General features: G+C 73.7%; 18 protein-coding genes and 1 riboswitch. Of the genes, 10 read left to right on the top strand and 8 right to left on the bottom strand.

The window, feature by feature from the left end:
* Positions 1 to 85: 85 nt before the first annotated feature.
* Positions 86 to 679, bottom strand: coding sequence for an ECF transporter S component (locus V6V16_RS16175; protein WP_334562927.1), 594 nt, complete (start codon positions 677 to 679; stop codon positions 86 to 88).
* A gap of 72 nt (positions 680 to 751) precedes the next feature.
* A riboswitch (TPP riboswitch) is annotated at positions 752 to 857 on the bottom strand.
* Between the two features lie 258 nt (positions 858 to 1115).
* Here V6V16_RS16175 and V6V16_RS16180 point away from each other — a divergent pair.
* From V6V16_RS16180 to V6V16_RS16205, 6 genes are all read left to right on the top strand, one after another.
* Positions 1116 to 2060, top strand: a complete 945-nt coding sequence (locus V6V16_RS16180) for a permease (RefSeq protein ID WP_334562962.1) — start codon at positions 1116 to 1118, stop codon at positions 2058 to 2060.
* Entirely contained in the window at positions 2057 to 2809 is a 753-nt protein-coding gene (locus V6V16_RS16185; RefSeq protein WP_334562928.1) for a TIGR03943 family putative permease subunit, read from the top strand. Before V6V16_RS16180 ends, V6V16_RS16185 begins: the two co-directional genes overlap by 4 nt.
* Positions 2810 to 2839: 30 nt before the next feature.
* Positions 2840 to 3670, top strand: coding sequence for an alpha/beta fold hydrolase (locus tag V6V16_RS16190; RefSeq protein WP_334562929.1), 831 nt, complete (start codon positions 2840 to 2842; stop codon positions 3668 to 3670).
* Between the two features lie 68 nt (positions 3671 to 3738).
* A complete protein-coding gene (locus V6V16_RS16195; RefSeq protein ID WP_334562963.1) occupies positions 3739 to 4488 on the top strand; it encodes an SIS domain-containing protein in 750 nt (249 codons plus the stop codon).
* 285 nt (positions 4489 to 4773) lie between these two features.
* A complete protein-coding gene (locus V6V16_RS16200; protein ID WP_334562931.1) occupies positions 4774 to 5271 on the top strand; it encodes a DUF6328 family protein in 498 nt (165 codons plus the stop codon).
* Positions 5272 to 5386: 115 nt separating this feature from the next.
* Positions 5387 to 7420, top strand: a complete 2034-nt coding sequence (locus tag V6V16_RS16205) for an acyl-CoA dehydrogenase family protein (protein ID WP_442934093.1) — start codon at positions 5387 to 5389, stop codon at positions 7418 to 7420.
* Between the two features lie 80 nt (positions 7421 to 7500).
* Here the strand turns inward: V6V16_RS16205 and V6V16_RS16210 are convergent, their stop codons facing one another.
* The 7 genes from V6V16_RS16210 to V6V16_RS16240 all read right to left on the bottom strand — a co-directional run bounded on the left by V6V16_RS16210 (position 7501) and on the right by V6V16_RS16240 (position 11590).
* Entirely contained in the window at positions 7501 to 8109 is a 609-nt protein-coding gene (locus tag V6V16_RS16210) for a hypothetical protein (protein WP_334562933.1), read from the bottom strand.
* 79 nt (positions 8110 to 8188) lie between these two features.
* The gene (locus tag V6V16_RS16215; RefSeq protein WP_334562934.1) at positions 8189 to 8323 is read right to left on the bottom strand and encodes a hypothetical protein; all 135 of its coding nucleotides are present in this window, start codon (positions 8321 to 8323) and stop codon (positions 8189 to 8191) included.
* Positions 8320 to 8619 carry an ArsR/SmtB family transcription factor gene (locus tag V6V16_RS16220; protein ID WP_334562935.1) on the bottom strand — a complete coding sequence of 100 codons (300 nt, stop codon included), beginning with the start codon at positions 8617 to 8619 and terminating at the stop codon, positions 8320 to 8322. The genes V6V16_RS16215 and V6V16_RS16220 overlap by 4 nt, the downstream gene beginning before the upstream one ends.
* A 43-nt stretch (positions 8620 to 8662) precedes the next feature.
* A complete protein-coding gene (locus V6V16_RS16225; protein WP_334562937.1) occupies positions 8663 to 9529 on the bottom strand; it encodes a metal ABC transporter permease in 867 nt (288 codons plus the stop codon).
* Between the two features lies 1 nt (position 9530).
* Complete coding sequence (locus V6V16_RS16230) at positions 9531 to 10292, bottom strand: metal ABC transporter ATP-binding protein (protein ID WP_334562938.1); 762 nt, start codon at positions 10290 to 10292, stop codon at positions 9531 to 9533.
* Positions 10289 to 11278 carry a metal ABC transporter substrate-binding protein gene (locus V6V16_RS16235; protein ID WP_334562939.1) on the bottom strand — a complete coding sequence of 330 codons (990 nt, stop codon included), beginning with the start codon at positions 11276 to 11278 and terminating at the stop codon, positions 10289 to 10291. Before V6V16_RS16235 ends, V6V16_RS16230 begins: the two co-directional genes overlap by 4 nt.
* A gap of 54 nt (positions 11279 to 11332) precedes the next feature.
* On the bottom strand, positions 11333 to 11590 hold the full coding sequence (locus tag V6V16_RS16240; protein ID WP_334562940.1) for a hypothetical protein: 258 nt from the start codon (positions 11588 to 11590) through the stop codon (positions 11333 to 11335).
* 27 nt (positions 11591 to 11617) lie between these two features.
* On the opposite strand from V6V16_RS16240, the gene V6V16_RS16245 reads away from it, so the two are divergent.
* The 4 genes from V6V16_RS16245 (at position 11618) to dusB (ending at position 15254) form a co-directional block, all read left to right on the top strand.
* Entirely contained in the window at positions 11618 to 11959 is a 342-nt protein-coding gene (locus V6V16_RS16245; protein ID WP_334562942.1) for an antibiotic biosynthesis monooxygenase family protein, read from the top strand.
* A gap of 93 nt (positions 11960 to 12052) precedes the next feature.
* The gene (locus V6V16_RS16250; RefSeq protein WP_334562967.1) at positions 12053 to 12526 is read left to right on the top strand and encodes an Rv0361 family membrane protein; all 474 of its coding nucleotides are present in this window, start codon (positions 12053 to 12055) and stop codon (positions 12524 to 12526) included.
* Positions 12527 to 12641: 115 nt separating this feature from the next.
* Positions 12642 to 14021, top strand: coding sequence for a glycine--tRNA ligase (locus V6V16_RS16255; RefSeq protein WP_334562944.1), 1380 nt, complete (start codon positions 12642 to 12644; stop codon positions 14019 to 14021).
* Positions 14022 to 14081: 60 nt separating this feature from the next.
* Complete coding sequence (gene dusB / locus V6V16_RS16260) at positions 14082 to 15254, top strand: tRNA dihydrouridine synthase DusB (protein ID WP_334562946.1); 1173 nt, start codon at positions 14082 to 14084, stop codon at positions 15252 to 15254.
* Positions 15255 to 15384: the final 130 nt, after the last annotated feature.

Below are 15384 nucleotides of genomic sequence, written 5' to 3' on the forward strand. Positions count from 1 at the left end.
GGGCCGGGGCCGGATCCGCCGGCAACAAGCCCTCGGCCGGGGCCCACCAGGTCGACGCGGCGTGCCGTCGACCTGGTGGGCGCAATCAGATGGCGACGCGGTCGCGGCCGGCGGGGAACCGGTCCAGGGCGCCCGTGGTCGCCAGGGCGCGGGTGAGCGCCCATCCGCCGGCACCCGCGACGATCGTGGCGCTGACGACGGTGAGCACGGCGTACGGGATGCGGTAGCTGCCCATCGCGTAGTCGACGTTCCAGACGAAGAAGTCGAAGAGCGCCGCGCCGAGGCCGGTCAGCGCGCCCGCGATCAGCGCGGTGGGCAGCCGGAACGAGCGGTACCGGAAGGCCGCGAAGGCCAACTCGGCGCCGAGCCCCTGGATCAGGCCCTGCACGATCGTCACGCCGCCCCACTCCGAGCCGAGCAGCGCGGAGACCGTCGCCGCCACCGCCTCGCAGAAGAGCGCCGCGCCCGGCTTGCGGATCACCAGGCCGCCGAGGACGGCCGGGACCAGCCAGACGCCGTACATGATCGCCTGGCCCGCCGGGAAGAAAGCGAACGCCGGGTCGACGGCCCGCCACAGCAGGCCCCAGGCCCAGAAGATGACGCCGAAGGCCACCGCGATCACGGCGGCGACGACGACGTCGACGGTGCGCCACCGGGTGGCGGTGTTGTTGTCTCGCATGGTTGCTCCCAGTCCCGAACGCGAACCAGGAGAAGACGCACGCCGCGCCCGGAGGTGCCGGACGTCGACGCGGCTGGAGGTCGACCGAACTCCCTGCGCTGGCATTACCCAGATCAGGTTCGAGGGTCTGCGGGCGGTGCCCGCACTCTCAGCGCTGTGCGCTCCCCTGTCGGATGTGAAGTTGTCGCGCCGACGCTAACACCTTTGAAGATCATCGAGCAAAGTGATCTTTCCGCAGCTCACCAGCACGTTCGATCGACGCGGTCGGTCCCGGCCCGGTACTCTCGGGCGGCCACTGGGAATCCGGCAGAGGGACACGGACGTGACATCCGAGGCTGACCGCCGCGCGCCGGCCGGACGGGACCCCGGCGCGCTGGGCGTCGCCACCCCCGGCGTACCGCAGGAGGCGCCGGCGTCGCCCGGCGGCCCGGGCGGGCTGGTCGGGTCGGTTGAGGTGCTCGCCGGCCTGCTGGTCCTGTTGGTCGTCTTCCGCGACCCGCTCGCCCGCGCCCTCTCCGCGCCCCGGTTGCAGACCTGGACCACGGTCTTCGTCTCGGTCCTGGTGCAGGCGGTGCCGTTCCTGGTCTTCGGGGTGCTGCTCTCCGCCGTGATCGCGGTCTTCGTGCCCCGGTCGTTCTGGGCCCGGGCGCTGCCGCGCCACCCGGCGCTCGCGGTGCCGGTGGCCAGCGCGGCCGGCGTGGTGCTGCCCGGCTGCGAGTGCGGGGCGGTGCCGATCGCCGGGTCGCTGATCCGGCGCGGGGTCACCCCGGCCGCCGCCCTGGCGTTCCTGCTCGCCGCCCCGGCGATCAATCCGATCGTGCTCACCGCGACCGCGGTGGCCTTCCCCGACGACCCGGCCATGGTCCTCGGCCGGGCCGTCGCGAGCCTGATCGTGGCGATGGTGATGGGCTGGCTGTGGCTGCGCCTCGGCCGGGCCGACTGGATCCGGCTGCCGAGCCGGCCGGAGCTGGACGACAGCTCGCGCGGGCGGGCGTTCTGGGGGGCGGTCCGGCACGACGTCACGCACGCCGGCGGGTTCCTGGTGATCGGCGCGGCGGCCGCCGCCACGATCAACGTCGTGGTGCCGGAGCGCTGGTTGCGTACCCTCGCCGACGAGCCGGTGCTCTCGGTGCTCGCGCTGGCCGTGCTCGCGGTGCTGCTCTCCCTCTGCTCCGAGGCGGACGCCTTCGTCGCCGCCTCGCTGTCGCAGTTCTCGCTGACCTCCCGACTGGTCTTCCTGGTGGTGGGACCGATGGTCGACCTGAAGCTCATCTCGATGCAGACCGGCGTCTTCGGCCGGCGGTTCGCGCTGCGGTTCGCCCCGACCACCTTCGCGGTGGCCGTCACGGTGGCCGCCGCGACCGGGGCGGTGCTGCTGTGAACCGGCAGGCGCAGGCGGTCGTCCTGCTGCTGCTCGGCGGCGCGGTGGTCCGGGCCGGCCTCACCGACCTGCACCTGCGCTACGTCAAGGAGGGGCTGCGCCCCTTCCTGGTCGCCGCCGGCCTGCTGCTGGTGGCCACCGCGGTCATGACCCTCTTCTACGAGCTGCGCCCGCTGCTGCGTCGCACCGGCGCACCCCCGCCGGCCGACGACCACGACGACCACGACGACGGCCACGGCCACGGCCACCACGAGCCGCGCGTCGGCTGGCTGCTGATTCTGCCCGTGCTGGGCCTGCTGCTGGTCGCCCCGCCGGCCCTGGGCTCGTACGCGGCCGGGCAGGCCGGCACCGCCGTCTCCACCCGGCAGCAGCCCTCCGACTACCCGCCGCTGCCCGCCGGCGACCCCGTGCGGGTCGCCGTGCTCGACTACGCCTCCCGCGCGCTCTTCGACCGCGGCACCTCGATCGGCGACCGCCGGGTCCAACTGACCGGCTTCGTCACCGCCGGCCCGGACGGCCGGCCCCTGCTGGCCCGGATGGTGCTCACCTGCTGCGCCGCCGACGGGCGACCGGTCAAGCTGGGCCTCACGGGCGCCGCCCCCGAAGGGCTCCCCGACGACACCTGGATCGAGGTGACCGGCCGCTACAGCGACCGGATCGCCCGGGACCCGGTCAACGACGCCGAGATTCCCTATCTGGACGTGGAGTCCTGGCGGCAGGTGCCCGTCCCTCGGCAACAGTACGAGTGACCCGCGCCGACCCTGGGTAGGCTCACGATCATGCGGATCGAGGCCCGGGGACTGACGTTCGACGTCCGCGCCGGCGGACCGGAGGGCGGCGCCCCCGTCCTGCTGCTGCACGGCTTCCCCCAGCACGGCGGGGAGTGGGACGACGTGGTGCCCGCGCTGCACGCCGCCGGCCTGCGCACGTACGCACCCGACCAGCGCGGCTACTCGCCGGGCGCGCGGCCCGGGGCGGTCGAGGCGTACCGGCTGCCGGAGCTGGTCGCCGACGCGGTGGCCGTGCTCGACGCGCTGGGCGTCGACGCGGCGCACCTGGTGGGGCACGACTGGGGCGCGGTGGTGGCCTGGGCCGTCGCGGCCGGCCACCCGCAGCGGGCCCGCACGCTGACCGCGGTGTCGGTGCCGCACCCCGCCGCGATGGCGTGGGCGCTGGCCGAGGACCCGGGGCAGAAGGCGCGCTCGGCGTACATGACGCTGTTCCGCAAGCCGGGCACGGCGGAGAAGGCGCTGCTGGCGCTGAACGCCACCGGGCTGCGCCGGATGCTGCACGGCGTCGGCGGCGACGCGCGGGTGGCCTCGTACGCGGACCCGTTGCGTGAGCCGGGCGCGCTGACCGCGGCGCTGAACTGGTACCGCGCGATGTCCCGCCGGGACCTGGCGGCCACCGGGCCGGTGCCGGTGCCGACCACCTTCGTGTGGAGCGACCGCGACATCGCGATCGGCCGGCGGGCCGCCGAGGCGTGCGCCGGGCACGTGAGCGCCGACTACCGCTTCGTCGAACTGTCGCGGGTGAGCCACTGGATCCCCGACGAGGCGCCCGCCCCGCTGGCCGAGGCGATCCTGGCCCGGGTGCACGGCCAGGCCTGACCCTCCCGCGACGCCCGGCGGCTGCCGGGCCACACCCCCGACGGAGGTACGACATGGACGGAGCAGACATGACGGTGCGCGCCGAGGACTTCCTGGCCGTGGTGACCGCCACGATGAACCGGGTGGCCGAGAGCCAACGCGAGGCGGTGGGGCGCGCCGCCGACCTGATCGCCGATGCCGTCCGCGCCGACGGCGTCGTGCACGCGTTCGGCACCGGCCACTCGGAGGCGCTGGCCATGGAGATCGCCGGGCGGGCCGGCGGGCTGGTGCCGACCAACCGGATCGCCCTGCGGGACCTCGTGCTGCGCGGTGGCGCCCCGGTGGACGTGCTCGGGCCGCTGCTGGAGCGCGACCCCTCGGTGGCGCACCGGCTCTACGAGCTGGCCCCGGTCAGCCCCGGGGACGTCTTCGTGCTCGCCTCCAACTCCGGCGTCAACGGGGCGATGGTGGAGTTCGCGTCGCTGGTCAAGGAGAAGGGACACGGGCTGGTCGCGATCACCTCGGCGCGGCACTCCGGGCAGATGTCCTCGCGCCACCCGTCCGGCCGCAAGCTCGCCGACTTCGCCGACGTGGTGCTCGACAACGGCGCCCCGTACGGCGACGCGACGCTGCCGCTGCCCGGCGGCGGCGCGGTCGGCGCGGTCTCGTCGATCACCGCCGCGTTGCTGGCGCAGCAGATCACTGTCGAGGTGGTGGCGCGGCTGCTGGCGGCGGGCGAGCGACCCCCGGTCTACCTGTCGGCCAACATCGCGGGCGGCGACGAGCACAACAACGCCCTGGAGGCCCGCTACGCCGGCCGGATCCGCCGCGGCTCCTGACCCCGGGACCGCGCCGCCGGACGCCCTCGGCCGCGCCCGCCCGGCCGGCTCCCTTCTGTGGCCGCGCCCGCCGGGCTCCGTTTCGTGGCCGGGCCCGCCCGGCACCCTCCGGGGACCGGTCCTGGTCCGATGCTCGCCGGGGCACGGGGCACGGGGCGCCTGCGCGCCGGGCGGGACCGGGTGGTTCGACGGACGTGAGTCGGTTTCGCAGGCCGGCCGGTGGGGCATCAGCGATGCTGCCGCCGGCCGCCCCCGCCGGCAGGACCGTCTGACCGGAGGTAGCGCGTGTCCAAGGAAACCGAGAAGCAGCGCTGGCAGCGCAACTTCGCCGACCTGCTCCAGGAGCTGCGGGTCGCCCAGACCGGCGTGCAGATCCTCTTCGCCTTCCTGCTCACCCTCCCGTTCAGCAACGGCTTCACCCGAACCAGCGGCTTCCAGAAGGACGTCTACATCGTCGCGTTGCTGGCGGCGGCCGCCGCCACCGCGATGATCATCTCTCCGGTGGCGTTCCACCGGGCGCTGTTCCGGCAGGGCCGCAAGCCGGAGCTGGTGCGGTTCGCGCACCGGATGGCCAGCGGTGGCCTCGCCTTCATGCTGATCGCGATGGTCAGCGCGGTGCTGCTGATCACCGACTTCGTGCTGGACCGGGGCATCGCCCTGGTGCTCAGCGGCATCACCGGGCTCTGGTTCCTGACCTTCTGGGTGTTCCTGCCGTTCTCCCGGCGCAGCTGGGGCGAGGACGACGACGACGAGGACGAGGACCCGCGGTCCCTCACCGACTGACAGAAGTCGGCCAGTATCGATATTTACCGAACGCTACCCCTGGGTAACAACCGGGGGTAGCGTGCTTTTCGTCGAGCACGCAGACGCATCCGGACCGAGGTTCGAGGAGGCCGCCGTGACCACGACGCAGAACAGCCGACCCGCGCCCGACGACCCCGGCGCCGACCAGCCGGCGACCGGAGGCGCGAACGTCGCGGATGGACCGACGGCCGGCGCGGCCGGTCCACTGCCGACGGAGGCGGGCCAGGTCTCCGAGAAGGAGGCCCGCCAGGTCGCCGAGGCGGCCCGGGAGTCCGCCTGGGACCGTCCCAGCTTCGGCAAGGAACTCTTCCTCGGCCGGTTCCGGCTCGACCTGATCGATCCCTGGCCGCGCCCCGACCCGGCGGACGTCGACCGCGCCGACGAGTTCCTCGGCCGGTTCCGCGAATACCTCACCTCCGAGGTGGACGGTGCGGCCGTCGAGCGGGACGCCGAAATTCCCGACGAGGTGTTCCAGGGGCTGGGCCGGCTCGGCGCGTTCGGCATGAAGATCGACCGGTCGTACGGCGGGCTCGGGCTCAGCAACCTGCACTACTGCCGTGCGCTCATGCTGGCCGGTTCGGTCAGTCCGGCGATCGGCGCGCTGCTCTCGGCGCACCAGTCCATCGGGGTGCCGCAGCCGTTGAAGATGTTCGGCACCGCCGAGCAGAAGCAGCGCTTCCTACCCCGGCTCGCCGCCGGCGAGGTCTCCGCGTTCCTGCTCACCGAGCCGGACGTCGGCTCCGACCCGGCCCGGCTGGCCACCACCGCCGAGCCCACGCCCGACGGCAGCGGCTACCGGCTCAACGGCGTGAAGCTCTGGGCGACCAACGGCACCGTCGCCACCCTGCTCGTGGTGATGGCCCGGGTGCCCGCCGCCGACGGCCGGCGCGGCGGGATCACCGCGTTCGTCGTCGAGGGCGACTCCGAGGGCATCACGGTCGAACGGCGCAACGCCTTCATCGGCCTGCGCGGCCTGGAGAACAGCCTCACCCGCTTCCACGACGTCCTCGTGCCGAAGGAGAACGTCATCGGCGGCGAGGGCAAGGGTCTGAAGATCGCGCTGACGACCCTGAACACCGGGCGGCTGTCGCTGCCGGCCATGTGCGTCGGCGCCGGGAAGTGGGCGTTGAACGTGGCCCGGGAGTGGGCCGTCGACCGGGTGCAGTGGGGTCGGCCCGTCGGCGAGCACGAGGCGGTGGCCCAGAAGCTCTCCTTCATCGCCGCGACGGCGTACGGCATGGAGACCATGCTGGACCTCTGCTGCCTGCTCGCCGACGACGACCGCAACGACATCCGCATCGAGGCGGCGTTGGTCAAGCTCTACGCCAGCGAGATGGCCTGGAGGATCGCCGACGAGCTGGTCCAGATCCGGGGCGGTCGCGGCTACGAGACGGCCGACTCCCTCGCCGCGCGGGGCGAACGCCCGGCCGCGGTCGAGCAGCTGCTGCGCGACCTGCGGATCAACCGCATCTTCGAGGGCTCCACCGAGATCATGCACCTGCTCATCGCCCGAGAGGCGGTCGACGCGCACCTGTCGGTCGCCGGCGACATCATCGACCCCGACGCCGGGCTGGGCCGCAAGGCGAAGGCGGGGGCGCGGGCCGGCGCCTTCTACGCGAGATGGCTGCCCACCCTGGCCGTCGGCCGGGGGCAGAGGCCGTCGGCGTACGCCGAGTTCGGTCCGCTCGCCGGCCACCTGCGGCAGGTCGAGCGCGCCTCGCGCAAGCTGGCCCGCTCCACCTTCTACGCGATGTCCCGCTGGCAGGGAAAGATGGAACGCAAGCAGGCGTTCCTGGGCCGGGTGGTGGACATCGGCGCCGAGCTGTTCGCGATGTCCGCGGTCTGCGTGCGCGCCCACGCCGAGCGCGACGCCCGGCCCGAGAACGTCGAGCTGGCCGACCTGTTCTGCCGGCAGGCCCGGGTCCGGGTCGACGCGCTCTTCACCGCCCTGTGGCAGAACACCGACTCCGTCGACACGGTCGCCGCGAAGCGGATCCTGGCCGGACGCTACGCCGCCCTGGAGGACGGCGTGATCACCCCCGCCGACGACCTGCCCTGGGTGGCCCGCTGGTCGCCCGGCCCGTCCACCGCCGACGACGTCCGCCGCCGCGTCCCGCCGGCGCGGTGACCCCGGACCCGGGCGGGCGTGCCACGGCCACCGTGGCACGCCCGCCCGGGCCCGGCGCGCGCCCGACCTCGGCGTGCGTCTCAGCGGCTAGCACCCCGCAGGCCGAGTTGGCGCAGCTCCAGCGCGGCGAGCGCGTCCACGGTGGCGTCGTCGCCGCGTCGCCACGCCTCGGCCACGTCGGGCGCGATCCGGGTCAGCCGGCCCAGCGGCTGGGTGGCCAGCGCGCGCAGGGCCAGCAGGTCCCGACCAGCCGGGGCGGCGGCCAGTTTCGCGGCCGAGGCGGCCCGGCGCATCCAGCGCACCCGCAGCGGCAGCCAGCCGAACAGCACCAGGCCGAGCGGGAAGACCAGCACGGCGACGGCCAGCGCGAGGGCGAGCTGGTCGACCAGTTCCTGCTGGTCCCGGCCCGCCTCGGCCAGCGAGCGGGCGGCGGTGGCGGCCCGCTCGAACGGCGCGGTCAGCTCGTCGCCGACCAGCGGCACCCGGCCGACCTTGCCGCCGGCCTCGGCCAGGTTGTCGGCCAGGCCGCCGCCGGCCCCCTCCAGCTTCTGCCCGGGTACGGCGAGCTTCTGGACCAGGTCGTGCAGCCACAGCGCGCCGCGGATCGCGCCGTACACCCAGGCGACGACGAGCAGGTCGGTGATCAACTGTCGGACGGCGGAAGGGAAACGATCGGCGTAGATCTTCACGCCGGACAGCGTGCCACGCGCGGTCGCCCGCCGGCAGCCGCCGGGAACGTCGGCGCACCAGCCGTCTCAAGGGGCGGACTCAGCCGGCGCGGGCCGGGCGGGTACGGAAGATCCCCAGGGGGTGGCGCACGTCGGCGTGGAAGCCCTCCACCTCGGCGAGCGGCGCCCCCACCGCCGGGCGCTGCCGGGTGTCGCGGGCCGGGGAACCCGTCATGATCCCTCCCCGGCGTGACTCACCGCGTCGGCCACGATGTGCGCGACGTGCTCGTCGACCAGCGCGTACGCGATCTCTCGGCCCCGCCGGGAGCCGCGCACCACGCCGGCGCCCCGCAGCACCCGCAGGTGCTGGGAGACCAGCGGCTGCGCGGCGCCGAGCTTGTCGACCAGCTCGTGCACGCAGCGCTCGCCCTCGGCGAGCTCGCTGACGATTGCCAGCCGGATCGGCGCCGAGAGGGCACGCAGCAGCTCGCCGGCACCTTCGAAGGCGTCGTAGCCTGATCCGTCGGTCACAACGTAACGGTAACCAATACCACCCGCACGCCGCTGAGCAGGCTCAGTGCAGCACGACCTCGTGCGGCTCGGGCACCGGCGCGGCGGCCGGGGTACGCCGCCGGCGCACCGCCCGCCAGACCGCGCCGAGGACCGCGACCACCCCGAACGAGGCGATCGCCATCAGCACCACCGAGGCGCCGGGGGCGGTGTCGGCGTTCGCCGCCACCCAGACGCCGGAGCCGGCGGCGAAGAGCCCGAGCGCCATCGCCGCCGTCATCGTGCTGCGGAAACCCCGGGTCACCTGCTGCGCGGTGGCCACCGGCACGACCATCAGCGCGCTGATCAGCAGCACCCCCACGGCCCGCATCGCGATCGTCACGGTGACGGCGGTGGCCACGGCGAGCAGCATGTTGAGCGCGCGGACCGGCAGGCCGGAGACCCGGGCGTACTCCTCGTCGTGGCAGACCGCGAAGAGCGCCGGACGCAGCGCCAGCATGGTCACCCCGATCGCGACCCCGAGCACCGCGATGGTGCCCAGGTCCCGCGGCGAGATGGTGGTCAGCGACCCGAACAGGTAGGCGTTCAGGTTGGCGCTGGTGCTGTCGGAGAGCCCGACCAGCGTCACGCCGCCGGCGATGCCGCCGTAGAAGAGCAGGGCCAGGGCCAGGTCGCCGGAGGTGCGCCCGCGGGCGCGGACCAGCTCGATGGTGATCGCGCCGGCGGTGGCCACGACCACCGCCACCAGCACCGGGGAGCGGTTGAGCAGCAGGCCCGCGCCGACGCCGGTCAGCGCCACGTGCCCCACCCCGTCGCCGATCAGGGCGAGCCGTCGCTGCACCAGGTAGATGCCGAGCGCGGGGGCGGCCAGGCCGATGATCAGGGCGCCGATCAGGGCACGCTGCATGTAGGGGTACTGGAAGAGTTCCATCTCAGCTGCTCCACAGCCCGGCGGGCTCGTCGGGACCGTGCGGGTGCACGTGGTCGTGGTCGGGCTCCGCGTGGTGGCCGGCGGGCTCGGGCACCGCGCCGTCGTGGCAGATCCCACCCTCGTGTACGACGACCGCCCGGCTGATCAGCGGCCGCAGCGGCCCCAACTCGTGGGCCACCAGCAGCACCGTGCCGCCGCCGACGACGAAGTCGCGCAGCGCCCCGGCGAACGCCTCCTGGCTGGCGGCGTCCACCCCGGCGGTCGGCTCGTCGAGGACCAGCAGCTCCGGCTGGCCGGCGAGCGCCCGGGCGATCAGGGTGCGCTGCTGCTGCCCGCCGGAGAGCGTGGCGACGGGGTCGCGGGCCCGGTCGGCGAGCCCGACCGCCTCCAGCGCGGCGGCCACCGCCGCCCGGTCCGCCGCGCCGGGCGGACGCAGCACGCCGCGTCGGGCCAGCCGGCCGGAGGCCACCACCTCGCGGACGGTGGCCGGCACGCCGCTGCCGGCGCCGAGCCGCTGCGGGACGTACCCGATGCGGTGCCACTGCCGGAAACGGCGCAGCGGGCGCTCGAAGAGGGTGACCGAGCCGGAGCTGAGCGGCACCAGACCGAGCACGGCGCGGATCAGGGTGGACTTGCCGGAGCCGTTGGCGCCGAGCACCGCGACCGCCTCGCCGGCGGTCACGGCCAGCGAGACGTCGCGCAGCACGGGGCGGCCGTCGTAACCGACCACCCCGTGCGCGACGGTGATGACTGGGGATGTCACGAGCAGCTCAACGCCGTCCTCAGGGTCGCAAGGTTGGTACGCATCACCGAAAGGTAGTCGCCGCCGTTCTCGCTCGACAGTCCTTCCAGCGGGTCCAGCACCGCGGTCTTCGCGCCGACCTCGGCGGCGATGGTCTGGGCCACCTTCGGACTGACCAGCGTCTCGAAGAAGATCGTGGTGGCCTTGTGCTCCCGGGCCTCCTGGGCGACCTCGGCCAGGCGCTGCGGGGCGGGCTCGTTCTCGGGGCTGAGCCCGGTGATGCCGATCTGCTCCAGCTTGTAGCGCTGCGTCAGGTAGCCGAAGGCGGTGTGGCTGACCACGATCTCCCGACGCTGGCAGGTCTTCAGCCCGGTGGTGAACTCGCCGTCCAGCTTCTCCAGCTCGGCGCGCAGCGCCCCGGCGCGGGCGGTGTAGTCGGCGGCGCGCTCCGGGTCGGCCCGGCCGAGCCGCTCGGCGAGCTTGTCGCCGACCGTGGCCAGGCGGGTCGGGTCCAGCCAGAGGTGCGGGTCCTTGGTGCCGCCCTCCTCGTGGCCGGGCTCCTCGGCCTTGCCCGACTCCTCGGGGTGCGCGTGCTCCTCGCCCTCGTGGTCGTGGTCGTGGCCACCCGCCGCGGCGTCCAGCAGCGGCTGCACGGTCGACACGTCGAACGCGCGGTCCCCGGCGTTCTGCGCGACGGCCTCGTCCAGCGCCGGCTGGAAGCCCTTGAGCAGGACGACCAGCTCCGCCTCGGCGACCTGACCGACCTGGCCCGGGTTCAGCTCCAGGTCGTGCGGTTCCGCCCCGGGCTTGACCAGGTTGGTGACGTTCACCGCGTCACCGCCCACCCGCTCGGCGAGGAACTGGAGCGGGTAGAAGGCGGCCACCACGTCGACCCGCTGCGGGTCGGCGCCGGCCGGGCCGTCGTCGGAGCAGGCCGCGACACCGCCCAGGGCGAGCAGGGCGGTGGTGGCGGCGGCCAGGGTGCGGGGGGCGGAGCGGATGTTCATGACTTGAACTGTCCGCGACAACGATAATGATTGTCAAAAACGCATGCTTGCATGTCAGAGCAGCTTCGCCAGCCCCGCGGTGACCAGCAGGGTGAGCGCCACCAGCCGGATCACCCGGGTCGGCGCCGTCTGCACCGACCAGGTGGTCACCAGCAGCGCGGCGAGCGCCGCCGCGAGCAGCAGGGTGAGCAGCCCGCCCACCACCCCGGGGGTGAAGAACGCGACCAGCACCAGCGCCAGGGTGACCAGGAACACCGTCGTCGGGTTCGCCCGGGCCAACCGGGCCGGCAGGGGGCTCTGCGTACGCTGCATCCCACAGACTCTACGAGGAGGAGCCCCGTGCTGGTGACGAACCGGTTCGTGGTGGACGTCGATGCCGCCGACGAGTTCACCGGGCGGGCCCACGCCGCCCTCGCCGCGCTCGCCGCCCGGCCGGGTTACCTGCGCGGCCAGCTGGTCCGGGCGCTGGACGACCCGCGGCACTGGTGCCTGGTCACCGAGTGGGAGTCGGTTGGCACCTACCGGCGGGCCCTGGGCGGCTTCGACGTCAAGATCACGGCGGTGCCGCTGCTCGCCGAGTCCCTCGACGAGCCGTCGGCGTACGAGGCGCTGGCCAGCGCCGCGCCGGGCGGGGACGTCGTCCTGAGCGCCAGCGATCGGGCCGCTGGTCCTTACCGCTGAGCCCGCGGGCACTACATTGCTTGCATGACCGCTCCCGGACCGGCGACCCCGCCGCCGTACCCCGCGCCGCCCGGTCCGCCGGCGGACCCCGGCGTGCCCGCCCCGCCGGCCGGGCCGGGAGTCTCCCCGCCGTTCGCGGCGCCGCCCACCGAGGGGCGCAACACCCGGCTCTGGCTCGGGCTGGGCGCGGGGGCCCTCGCCGTGCTGCTCTGCTGCGGCGGTGGCGGCGCGGCCGTGGTGGGTCTGGCCGTGACCGGGGTGCAGGCCGTACGCGAGCAGGGACGCACCGTCTCCACCGACTACTACCAGGCGCTCGTCGAGCGGAAGTACGGCGCGGCGTACGACCAGCTCTGCGACGACGCGCAGCAGCGTGAGTCGCGCCGGGAGTTCGAGCGCCGGGTGGCCGCCGAGCCCCAGATCGCGGCCTTCCGGGTCGGCGACGTGGACGCCGTCGGCCTCACCGTCCCGGTCGACGTGACCTACACGGGCGGCCAGCAGGACCGGCAGCAGGTCACCCTCGGGCAGGACCAGCAGACCGGCGGCATGGAGGTGTGCGGGGTGAGCTGACCCGCCCCCGGTATTCTGCTGGGCCCGGGACGGCGCTGGTCGTACCGTTGTCCCGAACTGTTCGTTCCGTCCTTTCTCGCGTCCCCGCCGACCGCCAGTCGGCGTAGGAGGAAACATGCCAGCCGACCGTATCGACGCCGTCGTCAGCCTCGCCAAGCGCCGAGGCTTCGTCTTCCCCTCCAGCGAGATCTACGGAGGCACCCGGTCGGCGTGGGACTACGGTCCGCTCGGCGTGGAGCTGAAGGAGAACGTCCGCCGGCAGTGGTGGAAGACCATGGTCCAGCAGCGCGACGACGTGGTCGGCCTCGACTCCGCCGTGATCCTGTCCCGCGACGTCTGGGCCGCCTCCGGTCACCTGGACGCGTTCGTCGACCCGCTGACCGAGTGCCAGTCGTGCCACAAGCGGTTCCGGGCCGACCACCTGGAAGAGGCGTACGAGGCCAAGCACGGCAAGCCGCCGGCGTCACTGGCCGAGCTGAACTGCCCGAACTGCGGCAACAAGGGCACCTTCACCGAGCCGAAGATGTTCAACGGCCTGATGAAGACCTTCCTCGGCCCGGTGGAGAGCGAGGAGGGCATGCACTACCTGCGGCCCGAGACCGCCCAGGGCATCTTCGTCAACTACAAGAACGTCGAGACCGTCGCCCGCAAGAAGCCGCCGTTCGGCATCGCGCAGACCGGCAAGTCGTTCCGCAACGAGATCACCCCGGGCAACTTCATCTTCCGCACCCGCGAGTTCGAGCAGATGGAGATGGAGTTCTTCGTCGAGCCGGGCTCCGACGAGCAGTGGCACGAGTACTGGCTCTCCGAGCGTTGGAACTGGTACCTCGACCTCGGCCTGTCGGAGGGGAACCTGCGCTTCTACGAGCACCCGAAGGAGAAACTCTCCCACTACTCGAAGCGCACGGTCGACATCGAGTACCGCTTCCAGTTCGGCGGCACCGAGTTCGCGGAGCTGGAGGGCATCGCCAACCGCACCGACTTCGACCTGAGCACGCACAGCAAGCACTCCGGCGTCGACCTCTCCTACTTCGACCAGGCCAAGGGCGAGCGCTGGATGCCGTACGTCATCGAGCCGGCGGCCGGCCTCACCCGCGCGGTGCTGGCCTTCCTGCTGGAGGCGTACGACGAGGACGAGGCGCCGAACACCAAGGGCGGCGTGGACAAGCGCACCGTGATGCGCTTCGACCCCCGGCTGGCCCCGGTCAAGGTGGCGGTGCTGCCGCTGTCGCGCAACGAGGCGCTCTCGCCGAAGGCCAAGGGCCTCGCCGCCGACCTGCGCAAGCGCTGGGTGGTGGAGTTCGACGACTCGCAGGCCATCGGCCGCCGCTACCGTCGCCAGGACGAGATCGGCACCCCGTTCTGCGTCACCGTCGACTTCGACACCCTGGACGACGACGCGGTGACCGTGCGCAACCGGGACACCATGGCCCAGGAGCGCATCTCGCTGGACCAGGTCGAGCGTTACCTGATCGAGCGCCTCCCCGGCTGCTGAGCTGCGGCGGACTCCGGCCGGCGCGGCAGTCGCGCCGGCCGGTCCCCGTACACTTGTCCGGTGACCGCGCCGACCGTTCCCGCACTGCGCCCGCTGACCCTCGGGCGGCACGAGGTGTGGCCGCCGGTGGTGCTCGCGCCGATGGCCGGCATCACCAACGTCGGCTTCCGGCAGCTCTGCCGCGAGCAGGGCGGCGGCATCTACGTGTGCGAGATGATCACCACCGTCGCGTTGGTCGAGCGGAATCCGAAGACGCTGCGCATGATCGCGTTCGGCGCCGACGAGCAGCCCCGCAGCCTCCAGCTCTACGGCACCGACCCGGAGGTCACCGCCGCCGCCGTGCGGATCGTGGTCGAGAAGGGCCTCGCCGACCACATCGACCTCAACTTCGGCTGCCCGGTCCCGAAGGTCACCCGCCGGGGCGGCGGCTCCGCGCTGCCGTGGCGGCGCCGGCTCTTCGCCCGGCTGGTCAGGGCCGCGGTGCAGGCCGCGTCACCCGCCGGGGTGCCGGTCACGGTCAAGATGCGCAAGGGCATCGACGACGACCACCTGACGTACGTCGAGGCGGGGCTCGCCGCCCAGGACGCCGGGGTGGCGGCGGTCGCCCTGCACGGGCGTACGGCGGCGCAGCGCTACTCCGGCACCGCCGACTGGGACGCCATCGCGACACTCAAGCAGGCACTCGACGTGCCGGTGCTCGGCAACGGCGACATCTGGGAGGCCGACGACGCGCTGCGGATGGTGGCCCACACCGGCGTCGACGGGGTCGTGATCGGCCGCGGCTGCCTGGGGCGGCCGTGGCTCTTCGCCGACCTGGAGGCGGCCTTCGAGGGCCGCCCGGAGCGCCGGCTGCCCACCCTCGGCGAGGTGGCGCGGACGATGCGCCGCCACGCCGAGCTGCTGGTCGACCAGTTCACCGCCGGCTCCCGCACCCCCGCCCGGGGCGAGCGGGACGGCTGTACCGACTTCCGCAAGCACGTCGCCTGGTACCTCAAGGGCTTCCCGGTCGGCGGCGAGCTGCGCCGCGAGCTGGCAATGATCGAGAGCCTGGCCCAGCTCGACGACCTGCTCGGCAAGCTCGACCCGGCGGAACCGTTCCCGGTGGCCACGCTGGGCCAGCCGCGCGGGCGCACCAACTCGCCCGGCAAGGTCTACCTGCCCGACGGCTGGCTGGCCAGCCGCGACGACGACACCGTCCCCGAGGGCGCCGAGCTGGCCGACTCGGGCGGCTGAGCCCCGTCGGCCCTCGGCCCTCGGCCGCCGTAGACGCCGCAAGGGCCGGACCCCGTGCGGGGTCCGGCCCTTGTCGTCGGGTGGTGCGGTGTGGTCGCCGGTCAGGCGGTGTAGCCGCGGGTGGCGATCC

Origin of the sequence: Micromonospora sp. CPCC 205561 (assembly GCF_036906775.1) — a bacterium.
In the GTDB taxonomy this organism is placed as follows: Bacteria; Actinomycetota; Actinomycetes; order Mycobacteriales; family Micromonosporaceae; genus Micromonospora.